We start from the raw sequence: 18,116 nt of genomic DNA on the forward strand, positions 1-18,116 counted from the left end.
CAGCCGGCTCTGGGTGAACTTGTCGACTTCACCCAGGTTTCTCCTATAATAGTTTCCCATGGACGATAGGTCCTGGATACGATCCTGCTCGGCCATCGACAACGATGCGGTAGCCCCGAGGCCGCCTCATCGCTCCCCGGGACTACCCATGTCACGAGGGGATAGGTGGACTGCGGATGGACTCGCACGAGCATCTGAAGACTGTCGTCGAACTCCTGCGCCGACGAGCGCAGGAGGAGCCCAACCGGGTGGGGTACCGGTTCTTGACGCCCGTCCGGGGCGCCACACCTGAAGACGTCGTTATGACCTACGGCGAGCTTGATGCCCGGGCACGAGCGGTCGCCGTCACACTCTCCGAGTCCGCGGATCCGGGGGACCGCGTACTCCTGATGACATCGCCGGGCCTTGACTACGTCGCCTACTTCTACGGCTGCCTGTACGCCGGCCTCGTCGCGGTGCCGGCCTACCCGCCGACAGGGACGCGCCACGCGCACCGGATCGAGTCGATCGCCGAGGACTCGCGGGCGCGCGTCCTCGTCACGGACGCCGACCTCCCTGACGGGACCGTCGGCGTGCTGCCCGGTGTCACCGTGCTCGACGTCGGCGCCGCTCCGGTCGACGGCCGGGAGCGCAGCTGGCGCCCGCCCGCGATCGCCCCGGACGACGTGGCGTTCCTGCAGTACACGTCGGGGTCGACGTCGGCCCCCAAGGGCGTGATGGTGACCCACGCGAACCTGCTGGCGAACTCCGAGACTGCCTGCGAGACGTTCGACATCGGCGCCGAGAGCGTGTGCGTCACCTGGGTCCCGCCGTACCACGACATGGGCCTCATCGGCGGGATCGTGTTCCCGCTGTACGGCCGCATGGAGTCGGTGCTGATGGCGCCGACGTCGTTCATCCGGGACCCCGCGGTGTGGCTCCAGGCCATCTCCAAGTACCGCGCCACGCACGGCTCCGGACCCAGCTTCGCCTACGACCTGTGCGTGCACCGGGTCTCCGACGAGGTCCGCGCCCAGCTCGACCTGTCGACCTGGACCCACGCGCTCAACGGCGCCGAGCCGGTCCGCGCCGACGTGCTCGACCGCTTCGCCGAGACCTTCGCGAGCGCGGGGTTCCGCAAGGAGTCGTTCCAGCCGTGCTACGGCCTCGCGGAGGGCACGCTCGTCGTCTCCGGGGTCCGGCCGGGCGGGGAGCCGGTGATCCGGGAGGTCTCCGAGCCGGGCCTGGGCGAGGGTCGGATGCGCCCGCGGTCGGGCGACGAGGCGACTCTCCGGCTGGTCAGCAGCGGCCAGGTCGGCCCCGGTGTCGAGGTGGTGGTGGTCGACGAGGCCACGCGGCTGCCAGTCGCCGACGGCGGCGTCGGTCAGGTCTGGGTGCGCGGCGCGGCGGTGGCCGTGGGGTACTTCGACGACGCCGAGCGCACCGCGCGGACGTTCGCCAACCACCTCGCCACCGGCGACGGGCCGTACCTGGACACGGGCGACCTCGGTGCGCTCGTCGACGGCGAGCTGTTCGTCACCGGTCGCGCCAGCGACCTGATGATCTTCACCGGCCGCAACGTCTACCCGCAGGACGTGGAGGCGACGAGCACGGACAGCCACCCAGCCCTCGCGGCGCTGCGTTCCGCGGCGTTCTCGGTCGAGCACGACGGGCGCGAGGTCCTCGTCGTCGTCCAGGAGGTGCCACCCGGACCGCAGAAGGACCCTGCCGCGCGGCAGGAGATCGCCACGGGAGTGCGCAGGGCAGTGCTGCGCGAGCACCAGATCCCGGTGCACGAGCTCGTCCTGGTGCCCCGCCGGAGCCTCCCCGTCACGTCCAGCGGCAAGATCCGCCGGCGCGACACCAAGGCGGCGTACCTGGCCGGCGAGCTGGGCGCCCCCGAGCCGACCACCGCGGACGACCGCACCCCTGCCGCCGCCGAACCTTCGGCCGGCACGCCGGTCGCAGTGTCCGAGGAAGCGCTCCCACGGACCGCCGCCGAGATCGAGAACCGGATGTGCCGCCTGGTCGCCCGGCACAGCGGGCTGGAGCTCGCCCAGGTCGACGCCGCGGCAGACCTCGCCGACCTCGGCCTGGACAGCGTGGGGGCGGTGTCGATCGCCGGAGACCTCTCGGACTGGCTCGGGATCGAGGTTCTCGCGACGTTCGCCTGGGAGCACGGCTCGATCCGCGCCGTGGCCGCGGCACTGGCCGGAGAGTCCCCGCTCCCGGCCCGAACCACCGCCACCGGCACCGCCACCGACCCCGCCACGACCGCGCCCGCCGAGACCCCAGTCCTCGGACGCGCGCCGGTCCCAGCGGGCACCGTCGACCCCCGCACCGAGCCCATCGCGGTCGTCGGCATCGGCTGCCGCTTCCCCGGGGGCGTGCAGGGCCCCGAGGCGTTCTGGGACCTGCTCGTCCAGGGCCGGTCCGGCGTCGTCGACGTGCCGGAGGACCGGTGGGACCTCGGCTCCGTCTACGACGCCGACCCCGGCGCACCCGGCCGCACCTACTCGCGGCACCTCGGCGCCCTGGAGGAGGTACGCCGGTTCGACGCCGGTCTCTTCGGCATCCCCGACGCCGAGGCGGTCAAGATCGATCCGCAGCACCGCCTGCTGCTCGAGACGGCCTGGGAGTCGCTCGAGGACGCCGGCATCGCACCCGACTCCCTCCGGGGCAGCCGGACCGGCGTGTTCGTCGGCATGAGCGGGTCCGACTACGAGCGGCTGACCCTGCGCTCGGGCGACCCCGCGCAGATCGACGCCTACACGGCCACGGGCAGCGCCGGGAACTTCGGCGCCAACCGGATCTCCTACACCCTCGGGCTCACCGGGCCCAGCCTCGTCGTCGACACCGCCTGCTCCTCGTCGCTCGTGGCCGTGCACCTCGCGGTGCAGAGCCTGCGGTCCGGCGAGGTCGACGCGGCCCTGGTGGGCGGGGTCAACCTCGTGCTCACCCCTGACTCGACCGTGGCGCTCTCCCAGGGCCGGATGCTCTCCCCGGACGGGGCCTGCAAGGCGTTCGACGCCTCCGCCGACGGGTACGTACGGGGTGACGGGTGCGGCGTCGTCGTGCTGCGCCGCCTGTCCGACGTCGGTCCCGCCGACCGTGTCGTGGGCGTGATCCGCGGCTCCGCCGTGAACCAGGACGGCCGGAGCAACGGGCTCACGGCGCCGAGCGGCAATGCCCAGCAGGCAGTGGTCCGGGCCGCGCTGGACGCCGCGCGGGTCGCGCCGGAGGAGGTCGGGTACGTCGAGGCGCACGGGACCGGGACGCCGCTCGGCGACCCGATCGAGGTCCGGGCGCTCGCCGCGGCCCTCGGCACCGCCGCCCGCCCGCGGCCGCTGCCCATCGGCTCGGTCAAGACCAACATCGGGCACCTGGAGGCCGCCGCCGGCATCGCGGGCCTGCTCAAGGTGCTGCTCGCCGTCGAACGCGGGACGATCCCGAGGCATCTCAACGTCACGACACCCAGCCCGCACATCGCGTGGGACGAGCTCGGCGTGACGGTGCCGGGGAACAACGTCCGCTGGGCCGACCCGGTCCGCGTCGCGGGCGTCTCGTCGTTCGGCTTCGGCGGGACGAACGCGCACGTCGTGGTCCAGAGCCCGCCGGTGCGGTCCGCGGTGGACACCCCGGCCGCCGGACCGGAGCCCGTGGTGGTCAAGCTCAGCGGGGCCGACGAGGCCGCCGTGCGCGCGACCGCCGTCCGGCTCGCCGAGCGGGTCTCGGCGTCCCTCACCGACGGAACCTCCGACGCCGGCCGGCTGCGCGGCTTCGCGTGGGCCGCTGGGGCCGGGCGCGCCGACCTGGCCGTCCGGTCGGCCGTCGTCGCGGAGTCGGGCCCCGAGCTGCTCAGCGGGCTGCTCCGCGTCGCGGTGGGCGACGGCGACCTCAGCCGCGTCGTGGCCTCGCCGCCCCGTGTCGCGTTCCTCGCACCGGGCCACGGCCTGCCCGTCGCGGGCTGCCTCGCCGGCATCTACGGCCGCGTCCCGGCGGTCACCGAGGTGATCGACGCCCTCGGCGGGCCGGACGAGCTGCCGCTGTCCGTGCTCGTGACGAACGACCGGTCCGCCATGGACGCCCTCGCCTCCACCCGCGTCACCCAGCCGGCCCTGTACGCGGCCGCCGTCGCGCTGGGCGCCTGGTGGCGCTCGGTCGGCGTGGAGCCCGCCATGGTGCTGGGACACAGCGTCGGCGCGTACGCGGCGGCGGCCCTCGCGGGCGTGTTCTCGCCTGTGGACGGCTACCGGCTCGTCACCGAGCGCGGCCGCCTCATGGCCGACGGCGCGCCGGAGGGCGCCATGGTGCTGCTGCGCTGCCGCCCGGAGGATCTCGCGGACCTGCCGCCGCTGGTCTCGGGCGCCGTGGAGGTGGCGGTGCTCAACGGCCCGCAGGACACGGTCGTGTCGGGTGATCCCGACGGCATCGCCGAGGTGCTGGACACCATGGCGCGCCGCGGCGTGCGGGGCGTCCGGCTCGGGGTGAACCGCGCGTTCCACTCGCACCACATGGACCAGGTGCTCGACGGCCTCCGGGCTGCCTTCGACGGCGTGCGGCTCCAGGCTCCCGCCGTCCCGCTGGTCTCCGACGCGACCGGCGAGCTCGCCGGAGCCGAGGTGGCCACCAGCGACTACTGGGTCCGGCACACGCGCGAGCCCGTGCGGTTCGGCCCGGCGCTCGACGCCGTCCGCGCCGCGGGTGCCCGCGTGGTCCTCGAGCTCGGCCCCGGCGGGCTGCTGCCGCTCCTCGAGCGGAACGCGGTCGACGGACGGGCCCTGCGCGGTCTGGCGTCGGTCTCGACGGCGCGGCCGGAGTGGGCCCTGCGCGGGGCGCTCGCGCGGTACTGGCAGGAGGGCGGCCACGTGGACTGGAGCGCGGTGACCCCGCGTCCGGCGCACGTGCCGCAGCTTCCGACCTACCCCTTCCAGGGCCGGGCCTACTGGCTGCCCGAGGCGCCGGCACCCGCCGGCGCACCGGCTGCCGGCGTACCGGCCGTCGTCGCCACGGACCGGCCGGCGAGCCCGAGCCTGCCGGAGCCGGCCAACTCGTTCGACACCGGGTCCTGGTCTCCCACGGGAGTGGCCGCGCACCCCATGGTCACGCTCGCGGAGGCGACCGACCCCGCCCTGGGACAGTCGACGGCGGGACAGTCGACGGCGGGACAGCCGACGGCGGGCGAGGCCCCTCTCACGAGCCCGGCCGAGGTGCTCGAGCTCCTGCGGGAGCGGCTCGCCCCGGCCCTCGGCCTCGACCGGCCCGACGAGCTCGACCCCGACGCCTCGCTCTTCGACCTCGGCCTGACGTCCTTCATGGTCGTCGAGCTGCGCGGCGAGCTGGAGCGGCGGCTCGGGCGCGAGATCCCGGCGACCGTGGTCTTCGACCACCCGACCGTCCGGCGGCTCGCCGACCACCTGTCGAACGGGCTGCCGGACGTCGTCCCCGACGATGCCCTCGACCAAGGCCTCGACCAAGGCCTCGACGACGACCTCGACGCGTTCGCGACCGGCCAGGTCGCCGACCGGGCGATCGGCGGTGAGCGCAGATGATCCGCTGCCGCTCACGCCGTCGGCTCACCTTCGTCTACAGCGGCTACGGGTCGCAGTGGCCGGGCATGGGCCGGACGCTCCTGGCCGAGCCGGGCGTGTGGCCCACGCTCCACCGGTGCGAGGAAGCCGTACGCGAGCTCACCGGATGGTCGCTGCTGGAGCACCTGAGCACCGACGCGCCACCGCCCGAGGTGGGTGACGCCGTCGCCGCCCAGACGGCGATCTTCACCGTCCAGGCCTGCCTCACCGACCTCTGGCGACGCCGCGGCGTCGTCCCCGACGAGGTCGTCGGCTACTCGCTCGGGGAGGTCGCGGCGGCGCACGCCGTCGGCGCGCTGAGCGTCGAGCAGGCGCTCAGGATCGTCGTCCGCCGGGCCGAGGCCGTCCAGCGGTTCGACGGCACCGGAACCATGGCCGCCGTCGGCCTCGACCTGCGCACCGTCGACCGGATCCTGGCCGCGCACGGCGGAGACGTCCACGTCGCCGCCGTGAACGCCCCCTCGGTCATCGTGGTCGCCGGGAGCGACGAGGCGGTCGACGCGCTCAGCGGCGACGTCAGCGCGGCGGGCGGCTGGTGGCTCCCGCTCCGCGTCCAGCACGCGCTGCACTCGCCCCGGGCCGCGGCCATGCGCCGGCCGATCGTCGAGGCGCTCGCCGACGTCCCGCCACCGCGGGGCGAGGGGCACATCGTGTCGAGCGCGGTCGGCGGGCGGGTGCCCGTCGCCGCGCTGGACGCCTCGTTCTGGGCCGACACGGTCATCCGGCCGGTCCGGTTCCGGGACGCGATCCGGACGGCGTCGGGCCGGCGGCACGACGTCCTGGTCGAGCTCGGGCCCCAGGCCACGCTCTCGATGGTGGCCGAGCAGTCGCTCGAGGGATACGCCACGCGCGTCACCAGCCTCGTGTCGATGCGCCGCGGGACCAGCCTGAACGCGTCCCTCCTGCACGTGTCGGACCGGCTGCGCGGACTGGGTTACGGCGTGCTGCCGGACGCCCTGGGCGTCCGGGACGTCCTGCCGCCGCGTCCGCGGCGCGAGTCCGAGCTCGTCGCGCCCGTCAGCCCGACGGCGGAAGCGGCGGGATCATGAGCCTCAGCTACGCCGCGACCGTCGCGCGCGAGTACGTGCACCGCAGGGCCGTCGCCGAGGTCTTCGTGACCGACACGTCCGGTACCAGTGAGTCCGGTACCGGTGAGTCCGGTATCAGTGAGTCCGGTACCGACGGGACGTACCGGGTGGCGGCCCAGCTCCCGCGCGGCCACCTGATGCAGGAGGGGCCGGTCCTCGACTTCTCCCTCCTCGTCGAGACCGTCCGGCAGGCGGCCGTCAGCGTCTCGCACCGGCACCTCGGGATCCCGCTGGGTCTCGCGTTCCTCTTCCGCGACCTGGACGTGGACGTCGCCGACCCCGGCGCCCTGCGGGTCGGGGACCGGCCCGCGCACCTGGAGGTCGGCACGACCCTCGAGGCGCAGCGGACGATCGGCGGCCGGGTCACCGGCGTCCGGTTCTCCGGGCAGGTCTCGGCCGACGGCCGCCTGGCGCTCACCGGGGAGGGGTCGCTCATGGTCATGACTCCCGCGGAGTGGAAGAGCCTGCGCGAGCTCGGCCGCCGGCACACCGTGAGCGCCGCCGGTCCGCTCGCGCCGTCCGCGCAACCGCCGTCGCCCGCACGGGCCCGGACCGTCGGCCGGCGGGACCCACGCAACGTCGTGGTGAGCCGGCCGGTCCTGGTCGGCAGACGGCGGGTGGAGTCGTGGCTCCACGTCGACACCCGGCACCCCTACCTGTTCGACCACCCCCTCGACCACGCACCGGGCAACCTCCTGCTCGAGGCCGCGCGCCAGTCGGCCGCGGCGGCCGTGTCGCTGGCCCACGGCGGCCCGCAGCCGGCCGGCCTCGTCGTCCTCGCGTGCACGGGCTCGTTCGACGCCTTCGTCGAGCTGGACCTCCCCACGCAGGTCGTCACGGAGGTCGCCGAGCTGACCACGCGGGGCGCGCTCACCGCGTGCTCCACCCGCACCTCGATCCTGCACGCCGGCAGGGTCGCAGCCCAGATCGACCTCACGATGGGAGTCACATCATGATCAGCGACCAGTTCAGCGGCCAGACAAGCGGGCAGGCAAGCGGGCAGAGGATCACCACGCTCGTGTTCGACTACGGCGGCGTGCTGACCAACCCGCTCGAGGAGACGTTCTACCTCTTCTGCAAGGCGGTAGGCATCTCGCCGCTGGAGCTGCGGGAGGCCATGGTCGCCTCCGCGCGCGAGCATCGGGCGGACCCGATGGCCGAGCTCGAGGTGGCCGCCATCACCGAGGACGACATGATCAAGCGGCTCGCCGCGTACCTGCCCGACGGCACGCTCGACCGCCTCGAGGGCAAGCCGTTCGGCGAGTGGTGGTTCAAGGGGCGGCGTACGGAGACCGCGGTGGTCGCGGCGATCGCCGGCTTCCGCGAGCGGGGTTACACCACGGCGCTGCTCACGAACAACGTGCGCGAGTGGGAGCCGCGCTGGCGCGCGCAGGTCGACACCGACGCCCTGTTCGACGCCGTCGTCGACTCCAGCCGGGAGCGCGTGCGCAAGCCGGCCCCGGAGATCTACCGCCGCCTCCTGGAGCGCCTCGACAAGCCGGCGTCGGAGTGCCTGATGATCGACGACCTGGAGGAGAACTGCGCGGCCGCCCGCGACCTCGGGTTCGGCGCGGTGCTGTGGACGAGCGCGGACGCCTCCCTGCCGGAGATCGAGGCGGTGCTCGCCGCGGGCGCCGCCCCGGCTCCGGTGGCCGAGGGTGCATCGTGAGCTCGCCCGAGGTCGTCGTCGTCGGCGCGGGGCCCGCGGGCCTCGTCGCGGCCTGCACGCTCGCGCTGCAGGGCGTGTCCGTGCGGGTGTACGACGCGCGGCAGGGACCCGACGACCAGCCCCGCGCCCTCGTGCTGTGGGCCGGGTGCCTCGAGGTGCTCGACCGCCTCGGCGTCGGGGACGACATCCTGGAGCAGGGCCTGGTCCTGCAGCGGGCCCGCTACTCGTCCGTGACGCGCCCGCTGTTCACCGTCGGGTTCGGCGCCCTGGCGGGGACGCGCTTCACGCGCCCCGTCTGCCTGCCGCAGCCCGTCGTGGTCGACCTGTTGCTGGCCCGGGCGGCGACGCTGGGTGTGGACGTGCGGTGGAACCACCGGGTCACCGAGGTCAAGCTCGACGACGACCGCGCGGTGGTCCAGGTCGCCGGCACGACCAGCTCCAACACGGCGGGCACCCCGACGGAGGTGACCGCCCGCTGGGTGGTCGGCGCCGACGGGTCGCGCAGCGTGGTCCGGGAGGCCGCCGGGGTGGAGATGGAGGGCCGGACGTTCACCCGGGAGTTCCTCCTGGTCGACGGCCGCGTCGTCAGCCCGGACCTCCCGGCGGACGAGGCGCGCTACGACCTCGGGCCGCACGGGGTGCTCGTCGTGGTGCCGCTGCCGGACGGGACCCACCGGGTCTTCGCGGACCGTGAGATCCCGCCCGAGGGCACACCCGACACGGTCTTCGACGACGCGCTGGCGGCGCTGCGGCTGCGCCAGCCGTCGGCGACGATCAGCGACGTCCGCTGGGCGAGCCGGTTCCGGGTGCACTCGCGGGTCGCCCGGGGATTCCGGCGCGGGCCGGTCCTGCTGGCGGGCGACGCGGCGCACGGGCACTCGCCGGCGGGCGGGCAGGGGCTCAACACCGCGGTCCAGGACGGCTTCGACCTCGCCTGGCGGATCGCCGCGGTGTCCGGGGGAGCGGACGGCGTGGTGGTCGACGGGTACGAGGCCGAGCGCCGGCCGGCCGCGCAGCGCGCGGTCCAGCAGGCCGACGCCCAGACCAAGCTGTGGCTCGTGGCGAACCCGGTGCGCCGCCGGCTGCGGGACGCCCTCCTGCGGGCCCTGGGCAGCAGGGCGCGGTTCCAGCAGGCGGCCGTCGGACGGCTCGCGCAGCTCGACCTCGGGCTGCGGAACAGCCCCGCACTGGTCGAGGGGCAGGTACCCCAGGCGACCGGCCTGCCGGCCGTGGGGCACTGGAGCGGTCTGCCCGTGCCGCCGCGCGACGAGCTCGGCTGTGCCGTCCGGCACCGCCTGGTCGTCTCGGGTCTGACGGCGCAGCAGCGTGAGGCGCTGGCCGGCGAGGCGCCGTCCGGTGTGCTCGTCGTCGACCCGCCTGCAGCCGGAACAGCGGCACGGCCGTCGGTCGTCTGGGTGCGGCCGGACGGCGTCGTCGGCGGAGCGACGGACTGGGATGGGCGGGGCCAGATCCTCCGCCTGCTCGGCCGGCGACCGGCAGCGGGCCCGGAGGCGCGACCGGTCCGGGCGGAGAGCGAGGTGGCGAAGGGCTGACGTGCCATCGGCCAGCCCGATGGCACGTCACCCCGTCGGTCCGCGGGTGGGCGACTCAGCCCGCCCGCGGCACCGGTGCCAGACCCAGGAGGACACCAACGGCCTCGAACAGGACCTGACGCTGGTCCGCGGTGAGAACGCCGAGGAACTCCTCCTCGGCCTCGACGACCGCGGCCTGGGCCTTCGTCAGTGCAGCCTTCCCCTTCGGAGTCACCACGACTATGTGGCGACGACGGTCGACAGGGCTCCGCTCACGTCGGGCGAAGCTCTGCCGCTCGAGCTCGTCGATGAGGTCGACCATCACGTTCGGGTCGATCCCCAGGGCCGTGCTCAGCTCGCGCTGAGACAGGGTCGCGTCGACCGAGAGCGTCGCGAGCACGTTGAAGTGCCTCGGCTTGATCCCTGTCGGCGCCAGTACCTGCTCGGCTGTCTCCATAGCCATCTCGCCCACCTTGATCAGGCGGTATCCGATGGTCTGTGACAGCGGCGTTCGTTCTGAGATTCCCACTGCCAGCTCCTTTCTGATGGCGCGGAAGACCGCAGCCGTGAACATTGCGGAAATCCATACGCCGGACCTATGATCGACACATTCTACTGTAGGCGCCACGGAGGCCTTCAATGTTCAACCATATCGCTGCGCTAGCAACGCGGCGCCCACGCCTTCTCCTCGCCGTGGCGGGGGTGCTCATCGCCCTGTGCGCGGTCCTCGGCAGCGGCGTGGAGAGCCGGCTCGGCGCGGGCGGCGTGACCGACCCCGACGCCGAGTCATCGCTGGTCGCGGCGGCCGTCGAGGAACATGCCCCGCAGGCCGCCCCCGACGTCGTGCTGCTGGTCACAGCGCCGGAGGACGTCTCGTCGCCCGACGTCGCAGCGCCGGGTCTCCGCCTGACCGAGCGGCTGGCCGAGACGCCCGGCGTCGAGGGCGTCTCGTCGTACTGGCGCACGCCGGTCAGCGCCCTGCGTTCCGAGGACGGCCGGCACGCGGTGGTCGCGGCTCGCGTGGCGGGCGACGAGCAGGCGGTCAACGAAGCGGTGGCGGACATCCAGGACCAGTTCGCCGGCGAGCGGGACGGGCTGGACGTGGCGGTCATCGGCCCGGGCGCCGTCTACGCCGAGCTCCAGGCGACGATCCGCGAGGACCTCGCCCGTGCCGAGCTGATCGTGCTGCCCATCACCCTCGTCATCCTGCTCGTCGTCTTCGGCGGCTTCCTCGCCGCGGGCCTGCCGCTCGCCGTCGGGCTCGCCTCCGTCATGGGCACCAACGCGATCCTGATGGGCCTGACGCTGTTCACCGACGTCTCGGTCTTCTCGATCAACCTGACGACGGCCCTGGGGCTGGGCCTCGCCATCGACTACGCGCTGCTCGTCGTCCGGCGCTTCCGCGAGGAGCTGGTCGCCACCGACGACGTCGCGACGGCGGTGCACAACACCGTCGGCTCGGCCGGCCGGACCGTGCTCTACTCCGCCATCACCGTCGCGGCCGCGCTGTCGTCGCTCCTCATCTTCCCGCTGTACTTCCTCCGCTCGTTCGCCTACGCGGGCGTCGCGGTCGTGGCGCTCTCCGCGCTCGCCGCGCTGCTCGTGCTGCCGGCTGTGCTGACGCTCCTCGGCGACCGGCTCCGGCCCGGCCGCAGCTGGTTGTCCCGCCGCCGGAGGGCCGCTGCACCGCCGCCGGCGCCCGCGGCCGGCGGGACGTCCGGTGGGCCGACCGTCGGAGCCTGGGCCTCGTGGACCCGGCGCGTCATGCGGCACCGGTGGGTGGTCGCCCTCACCGTCGGCGCCGGCCTCCTGATCCTGGCCCTGCCGTTCCGGGGCGTCGCCTTCGGCGAGGCCGACTTCCGGCAGCTCGCCGAGGACTCGCCGGTACGCGCGGCGCAGCAGCTCCTGCGGGACGAGTTCACCTCCGGCGGCGAGTCCATGGCCACCCTGATGCTCCCGGCGGGCAGCGACACCGACGACATCGACGCGGTGCGCGACGCCGTCCTGCGCATCGACGGGATCGACGACGTCGAACCGGTGCCCGGCACCGGAGCCTCCGTCTCGACCGTCGTCGGGGACCTCGTGGTACCCGCACCCGGTGAGTACCCGGTGCTGCTCACCGTGACGGCGGACGCCGACATCCCGCTGGCCAGCGCCCGCGCCCAGGAGATGGCGCGCGAGATCCGGGCCCTGCCGGAGGCCGAGAACTTCTCCGTCGGCGGGCAGCCCGCCACGCTCGTCGACAGCCAGGACTCGATCGGGAGCCTGCTGCCCATCGCGCTCGCCATCGCCATCGGCTCGGCGCTGATCATCGTCTTCCTGCTGACCGGCAGCGTCGTCCTGCCCCTGCAGGCGGTCCTCGCCAACGGGCTCAGCCTCACCGCGATGCTCGGCGCGATCGTGTGGGTGTTCCAGGACGGCAACCTCGCCGGCCTGCTCGGGTTCACCCCCACCGGCTACATCGACACGACGGTCCCGGTGCTCATGGCGTGCGTCGCGTTCGGGCTCTCCATGGACTACGGCGTCTTCCTCCTCGCCCGGACCGTGGAGGAGCACCGGCGCACGGGCGACCTGCGGGAGGCCGTCGCCACCGCCATGCAGCGCACCGGCGGCGTCATCACGGCAGCGGCGCTCATCCTCGCCACCGTGCTCATCGCCATCGGCTCCTCCCGGATCGCCAACACGCAGATGCTCGGCTTCGGCGTGGCGCTCGCGGTCCTCGTGGACGCGACAGTCGTGCGCACCACCCTGGTCCCGGCCTTCATGGCGCTCACCGGGCGGTGGACGTGGTGGGCGCCCGGCCCGCTGCGCCGGCTGCACGCCCGGATCGGGTGGCACGAGGAGGGACCCGCTCCCGTCGTGGCGCCCGCCACGGCTGCCGGCACCACGCACGAGACCCCGTCGGACCGGGTGCCGGTCCTCGCCACCACCGCGGAGGAAAGATGACAGACCCCGTCCTCGTCACCGGCGCCACCGGACTCCTCGGCTCGTCGGTGGTGCGCCGGCTCGTCGAGCACGACCGGCCCGTCACGGTGCTCGCCCGGGACGCCGAGCGCGCCGCCCGGCTCCTGCCGCCCGAGGCGCGCGTCGTCGTCGGCGACACCCTCGACCCGGAGGTGTGGGACAAGGTCCTGCCCGACGTCGGCTCGGTGGTGCACGCCGCCGCGTACTTCCGGGAGTACTACCTGCCGGGCGCCGACCCGCACCTCCTGTACGAGACCAACGTGGCGGCGCTGGGGCGCCTCCTTGCCGCGGCCGAGCGGCACGACATCCGCACCGTCGTGCACGTGAGCTCCACCGCGGCGCTCGCCAGGGGGGACGTGTCGGCACCCGCCGACGAGCAGTCGCCCCCGCCCGCCGACGCGGTGAACGGGTACGCGGCGAGCAAGGTCGCGGCCGAGGCGGTCGTCCAGGCGCACGTGGTGCGCGGACGCGGGCCGTCGGTCCCGATGGTCCTGCCCGGCTGGATGTGGGGCCCCGGTGACAGCGGCCCGACGTCGTCGGGCCGGCTCTTCCTGTCGATCGCCCGGGGCGAGGTGCCCGTCCTGCCCGACGTCGGCAACAGCATGGTCGACGCCCGCGACGTCGCCGAGGTCTGCGTCCGGGTGCTCGACACGGGGGTCAGCGGCCGCCGGTACGTCGCCGCGGGCAGGTGGGAGCGGCTGCGCGACGTCGCCGCGGTGATCGCGAGCGAGACGGGGAGCCGTGCCCCGCGAGCCCTGCCGGGCGGGCTCACGCTCGCCCTCGCGAGCGGGCTGGGCGCCGTCAACCGGCTGACGGGCCGCGAGGACGTCGCGAACCGGGCCGGGGCCGAGGTCCTCGTCCAGGGAGACAAGGCGCGCGTCAGCTCCGACCGCGTGCGCCGGGAGCTGGGCATCGAGTTCCGGCCGGCGGCGGAGACCCTCCGTGACGAGGCCGCCTGGTACCGGGCGGAGGGGCTCCTGTGAGCCGCTCGAGTGTGAGCCGTTCCAGCACTACCCGCACGACGATGCCGGCGGACCCGCCGGCAGACCGTACCCGAGAGGTGAAGGAACCAGCACTGATGAGCACACCACATCGCGGTAGAGCCCTGGCGGTCGCCGTGCTCGGCGTCGCCGTCGTGGGCGCAGCCCTCGTCGGCCCGGCGGCGGCGGGCGCGCAGGCTGAGAAGGACGTGCCTGCCGCCGCTCCCGTGGCCGAGCCGGCGCTCCCCGCGCAGCGGGCGACCGAGGCCGACGAGCCCGAGCTGGATGTGCCGCCGGGCGTCGTCGACGAGGCGGTCTCGTTCGAGGTGGTCAACCGCAACACCTCCGCGCTCGCGTGCCCGTCCGACGGCGAGACCTACACGATCCGCGGGCACCTCACGGGACCCGCGACCATGCTCGCCGGCGGCGGGGCGGTGACGGTCTACGAGCACGGCATCGCCTCGGGCGAGTGGTACTGGCGGGTGCCCGTCGAGGGCTTCCACCACTCGTACGAGATGGCCGAACGGGGACACACGTCGCTCACCATCGACCGGCTCGGCTACGACTCCAGCGACCGGCCCGACGGGCGGCACATGTGCGTCGGCTCGCAGGCGGACATGCTGCACCAGATCATCGAGGCGCTGCGGTCCGGCGAGTACGAGTGGGAGGGCGAGACGCCCTCGCCGACGTTCGGCCGGGTGACGACCCTCGGGCACTCCAACGGCGGGCAGGTCGCCCAGCTCGAGGCGATCTCGTACGGCGACGTGGACGGCGTCGTCGTCTCCGGCTGGGCGGACGGCGGGCTGACCGACGAGGCGACCGCCCGGTTCCAGGCGGCGCTCGGCTCGTGCATGTCCGGCGGGACGCCGTCCGAGGAGCCGGACGACCCGTCCGGCTACGCCCTGTACGACCTGGGCCGGCGCGAGTTCGTCGAGGGCAACTTCGCGGACACCGACCCGGAGGTCGTCGAGTACAGCGCGGGAAAGCAGAACAAGCACCCGTGCGGCGACATGGTCTCCCAGCTCTCCGGCGTGATGGTCGACGCGGAGCGGCTGCGCGAGATCGACGTGCCCGTCCTGCTGCTCTACGGGGAGCACGACGCGCGCGTCCAGCTCGGCGGCGTGCACAAGACCCTGTTCGCCGGCGCACCGTCGACGACCCTGGTCGAGGTGCCCGACGCCGGCCACTACTTCGACCTTGCCCGCCAGCACGAGGTGGCCCTCGACGGGCTCTCTTCCTGGCTCGACGGAGAGGGACTCTGATGGAACGGAACGACAAGCTCGGCAGGCTCGGCGAGGCCGTCACCCGGCGGCCCAAGCGGGTCCTGCTCATCTTCGCCCTGGTCCTCGTGGTCGCCGGGATCCTCGCCGCCGGCACGCTCCCGCAGCTCCAGCTCGCCCGCTTCGAGACCCCCGGGTCGCCCGCGGTGCTCGCCCAGGAGGAGCTCGCGGGCCTCGGCAGCGGACCGCCCAACGTCACCGTGCTGGTCACGGCGCGCGACGGCGACGTCGACCAGGCCGACGTCGCCGCGGCGGCCGGGGAGGTCGAGGCGGCGCTCGACGCCGAGCCGGGCATCGAGGACGTCTTCTCCTACTGGTCGTCCGACGACTGGGAGGTGCTCCGCAGCGGCGACGGGAGCCAGGCGCTGATCGTCGCGCGGGCCGCAGGTGAGGCCACCGAGGCGCGCGCGCTCGTGGGCGAGCTGTCGGCCGAGTGGTCCGGTGACCGCGGACCGGTCACCGTCGCGTTCGGCGGGCAGGAGGAGGTGTTCCGCCAGGTCTCCGACGAGGCGCGCCGGGGCTTCGGCCTCGCCGAGGCGATAGTGCTCCCCGGCGTGTTCCTGCTGCTGGTCCTCGTGTTCCGCCGGGTCGTCCCCGCGGCGCTGATCCTGGCCCTGGGCGTCGTCACGATCATCGGGTCGATGGGTGCGCTCCGGATAGTCGCCGCGCTGACGGACGTCTCGACGTTCGCGGCGAACCTCGTGCTCGTCATGGCGATAGCCCTGGGCGTCGACTACGGCCTGTTCATCATCGCCCGGCACGCGGAGGGGCGAGCGGCGGGCCTCTCGCCCGCGCGGGCCGCGGCCGAGGCGGTGCGGGGCGCCGGCATGACGGTGCTCGTGAGCGGCGCGGCGGTGTCGGCCTCGCTGCTTGGCCTCCTGCTCCTCCCGTTCCCGTTCCTGCGGTCGTTCGCGTATGCCGGCGTGGCGGTCGTGCTGGTGGCGAGCCTGGGCGCCGTCGTCGTGCTGCCTGCCGTGCTGGCGCTGCTGGGGGAGCGGCTCGACCTGTCGCGCGCCGCCCTGCCGACCACGCCGACCGGCTGGTTCGAGCGCGTGGCGCGGCGGACCATGCGGCGCCCCGTCGTCTACGCGGCGCTCGCCGGCGTCTTCGTCCTCGCCCTGGGCGCACCCCTGCTCGGGCTGCGGGTCGGCCCGCCGGACGACCGGATCCTGCCCGCCGAGACGACCAGCCGCCAGGTCCAGGACGCCATCCGGGCCGACTTCGACAGCGAGGTGGCCGACAGCCTCTTCGCCCTCCCGAGCTCGGGCGGGGCCTGGACGGCGCAGCAGTCGGCCGGCCTCGCCCAGGCGTTCTCCACGGTCGACGGCGTCACCGAGGTGCACGGCGGCGGCGAGCGGTACGTCGACGGCGCGGCGGTCGGCCCGTCGCCCGAGACGTTCGCGGCGCCGGTGGTCATCGTCCCGACGTCGGAGCGCCTGGACACCGACCCGTACGGGCTGGTCACCGACGTGCGTGCCGCGGCCGACGCCTGGAACGCAGAGGCCGGCCAGGACGCCCGGGCCGTCGTCGGCGGGTATCCCGCCGTGCTCGACGACTACCGCTCGGCGCTCGTCGAGCGGCTGCCCTGGGTGTTCCTCTTCGTCATCGTGGTGAGCACGTTCGTGCTCATGCTGTCGGTGCGCAGCATCGTGCTGCCGCTCAAGGCGGCGGTGCTCAACCTGCTGAGCCTGTCGGTCCTCGGCGGGGTGCTCGTCTGGGTCTTCCAGGACGGCAACCTGAGCAACCTGCTCGGGTTCACCGCTACCGGGACCCTCGACCTGTCCATCCCGATCCTCATGTTCTGCGTGACGTTCGGGCTCTCCATGGACTACGAGGTGCTGCTGCTGTCGCGCATCCTCCAGGAGCACGACGCCGGACGCCGGCTCGAGGACTCCGTCGCGCGCGGCCTGCAGCTGTCGGCCCCGCTGGTGACGACGGCCGCGGGCATCCTCGCCCTGTCGTTCCTCGTGTACCTGTCGTCGGGGGTCGTCTACCTCAAGATGGTCGGCCTCGGCATGGCGCTCGTGGTCCTCGTCGACGCGACGCTGGTGCGGCTCGTGCTGCTCCCGGCGAGCGTGAAGCTCCTCGGGAGCGCGAACTGGTGGGCGCCGCGCTGGCTGCGGGCGCCCGAGGGGCGTCAGGGCGCACTGCCGCAGGCAGCGCCCGCGGCAGTGCGGGAGGAGACGCCGGTCTAGTGGTTGTGGACACGGCCGGGGACCACCCGAGTGGCCCCCGGCCGTGTCCACTGCGGCACCGCCCGGCGCGTCCTTCCCCAGGTGGCGTTCCCGTCGGCGTCCGTCGCCCAGTACCAGCAGGAGTCCTTGCCCGCGGGCCAGCCCTCCGGCACGTCCTCCCAGGCCTCGCGGCGGCCGTAGGGCGTCATGTCGAGCAGCCCGAAGATCCCGGAGGCCGGCTCGTTGCCACGGCCGGTCGTCCGGTAGGTGAGGAACACGCGGTCGCCGTCACGCAGGAAGCAGACGATGTGGCCCATGTCGACGCCGACCGGCGCGTCGAGGCCCCGCACCGAGTACCAGGGCTCGGTGTAGCCCATGAACTCCAGGTAGGGCGCGACCTCGTCCCAGGGCCCCTCGGTGAGCATCGCGAACGAGACGCCGCGCGCCGCGAGGTACGGGGCGGACTGCTGGATGTGCCACGTGTTGATGGTGCAGCCGGGGCACTGGCGCTCGAACGGCTCGCCGTCGTGCCACATGTGCTGGTAGACGACGAGCTCGTCGCGGCCCTGGAACAGGTCGACGAGCGGCACGGGCCCGCCGGCCCCCGTGACCTGCACGGTTCCATCGATCTCGACCATCGGCAGCCGGCGTCGGGCAGCCGCGAGGGCGTCACCGGCGCGGGTGTGCTCCTTCTCCCTGGCCAGGAGCTCGTCGCGCGCCGACTGCCAGCTTGCCCAGTCGACGACGGGCGGGCGAGCGGGCCGGTCGGTCGTCGTGGATGTCTCGGTCACGGTGTCCTCCAACGTGTCGGGTGCGGCACGGCCGTGGCGCCCCGTACCTACCGACGACCGACCGGGCC

General features: G+C 74.1%; 11 protein-coding genes. 9 read left to right on the forward strand and 2 right to left on the reverse strand.

What is annotated here, in order from left to right:
• The first annotated feature begins 176 nt into the window (after positions 1 to 176).
• Genes ACNYC2_RS04405 through ACNYC2_RS04425 form a run of 5 tightly spaced genes read left to right on the forward strand, consistent with a single transcriptional unit; the run spans position 177 to position 9,880 of the window.
• On the forward strand, positions 177 to 5,531 hold the full coding sequence (locus ACNYC2_RS04405; RefSeq protein ID WP_419705859.1) for a beta-ketoacyl synthase N-terminal-like domain-containing protein: 5,355 nt from the start codon (positions 177 to 179) through the stop codon (positions 5,529 to 5,531).
• Positions 5,528 to 6,619, forward strand: coding sequence for an acyltransferase domain-containing protein (locus tag ACNYC2_RS04410; RefSeq protein ID WP_419705860.1), 1,092 nt, complete (start codon positions 5,528 to 5,530; stop codon positions 6,617 to 6,619). Before ACNYC2_RS04405 ends, ACNYC2_RS04410 begins: the two co-directional genes overlap by 4 nt.
• Positions 6,616 to 7,614, forward strand: a complete 999-nt coding sequence (locus tag ACNYC2_RS04415) for a ScbA/BarX family gamma-butyrolactone biosynthesis protein (protein WP_419705861.1) — start codon at positions 6,616 to 6,618, stop codon at positions 7,612 to 7,614. The genes ACNYC2_RS04410 and ACNYC2_RS04415 overlap by 4 nt, the downstream gene beginning before the upstream one ends.
• Positions 7,611 to 8,327, forward strand: coding sequence for an HAD family hydrolase (locus tag ACNYC2_RS04420; RefSeq protein WP_419705862.1), 717 nt, complete (start codon positions 7,611 to 7,613; stop codon positions 8,325 to 8,327). The genes ACNYC2_RS04415 and ACNYC2_RS04420 overlap by 4 nt, the downstream gene beginning before the upstream one ends.
• Positions 8,324 to 9,880, forward strand: a complete 1,557-nt coding sequence (locus tag ACNYC2_RS04425) for an FAD-dependent monooxygenase (protein WP_419705863.1) — start codon at positions 8,324 to 8,326, stop codon at positions 9,878 to 9,880. Before ACNYC2_RS04420 ends, ACNYC2_RS04425 begins: the two co-directional genes overlap by 4 nt.
• A 55-nt stretch (positions 9,881 to 9,935) precedes the next feature.
• On the opposite strand, the gene ACNYC2_RS04430 is transcribed toward ACNYC2_RS04425, so the two are convergent.
• The gene (locus ACNYC2_RS04430; protein WP_419705864.1) at positions 9,936 to 10,433 is read right to left on the reverse strand and encodes a MarR family winged helix-turn-helix transcriptional regulator; all 498 of its coding nucleotides are present in this window, start codon (positions 10,431 to 10,433) and stop codon (positions 9,936 to 9,938) included.
• A gap of 65 nt (positions 10,434 to 10,498) precedes the next feature.
• On the opposite strand from ACNYC2_RS04430, the gene ACNYC2_RS04435 reads away from it, so the two are divergent.
• The 4 genes from ACNYC2_RS04435 (at position 10,499) to ACNYC2_RS04450 (ending at position 17,278) form a co-directional block, all read left to right on the forward strand.
• Complete coding sequence (locus tag ACNYC2_RS04435) at positions 10,499 to 12,805, forward strand: MMPL family transporter (RefSeq protein WP_419705865.1); 2,307 nt, start codon at positions 10,499 to 10,501, stop codon at positions 12,803 to 12,805.
• Positions 12,802 to 13,806: an NAD-dependent epimerase/dehydratase family protein gene (locus tag ACNYC2_RS04440; protein ID WP_419705866.1), complete on the forward strand. Its 1,005-nt coding sequence runs from the start codon at positions 12,802 to 12,804 to the stop codon at positions 13,804 to 13,806. Before ACNYC2_RS04435 ends, ACNYC2_RS04440 begins: the two co-directional genes overlap by 4 nt.
• 95 nt (positions 13,807 to 13,901) lie before the next feature.
• Positions 13,902 to 15,065 (forward strand): alpha/beta hydrolase, encoded by a 1,164-nt coding sequence (locus ACNYC2_RS04445; protein ID WP_419705867.1) that lies wholly within the window; start codon positions 13,902 to 13,904, stop codon positions 15,063 to 15,065.
• Positions 15,065 to 17,278: an MMPL family transporter gene (locus ACNYC2_RS04450; protein ID WP_419705868.1), complete on the forward strand. Its 2,214-nt coding sequence runs from the start codon at positions 15,065 to 15,067 to the stop codon at positions 17,276 to 17,278. The genes ACNYC2_RS04445 and ACNYC2_RS04450 overlap by 1 nt, the downstream gene beginning before the upstream one ends.
• Here the strand turns inward: ACNYC2_RS04450 and ACNYC2_RS04455 are convergent.
• Positions 17,275 to 18,048: a DUF899 family protein gene (locus ACNYC2_RS04455; RefSeq protein WP_419705869.1), complete on the reverse strand. Its 774-nt coding sequence runs from the start codon at positions 18,046 to 18,048 to the stop codon at positions 17,275 to 17,277. The genes ACNYC2_RS04450 and ACNYC2_RS04455 overlap by 4 nt on opposite strands.
• Positions 18,049 to 18,116 lie beyond the last annotated feature (68 nt).

The sequence above is a fragment of the Promicromonospora sp. NFX87 genome, from assembly GCF_048564965.1.
Taxonomy (GTDB): domain Bacteria; phylum Actinomycetota; class Actinomycetes; order Actinomycetales; family Cellulomonadaceae; genus Promicromonospora.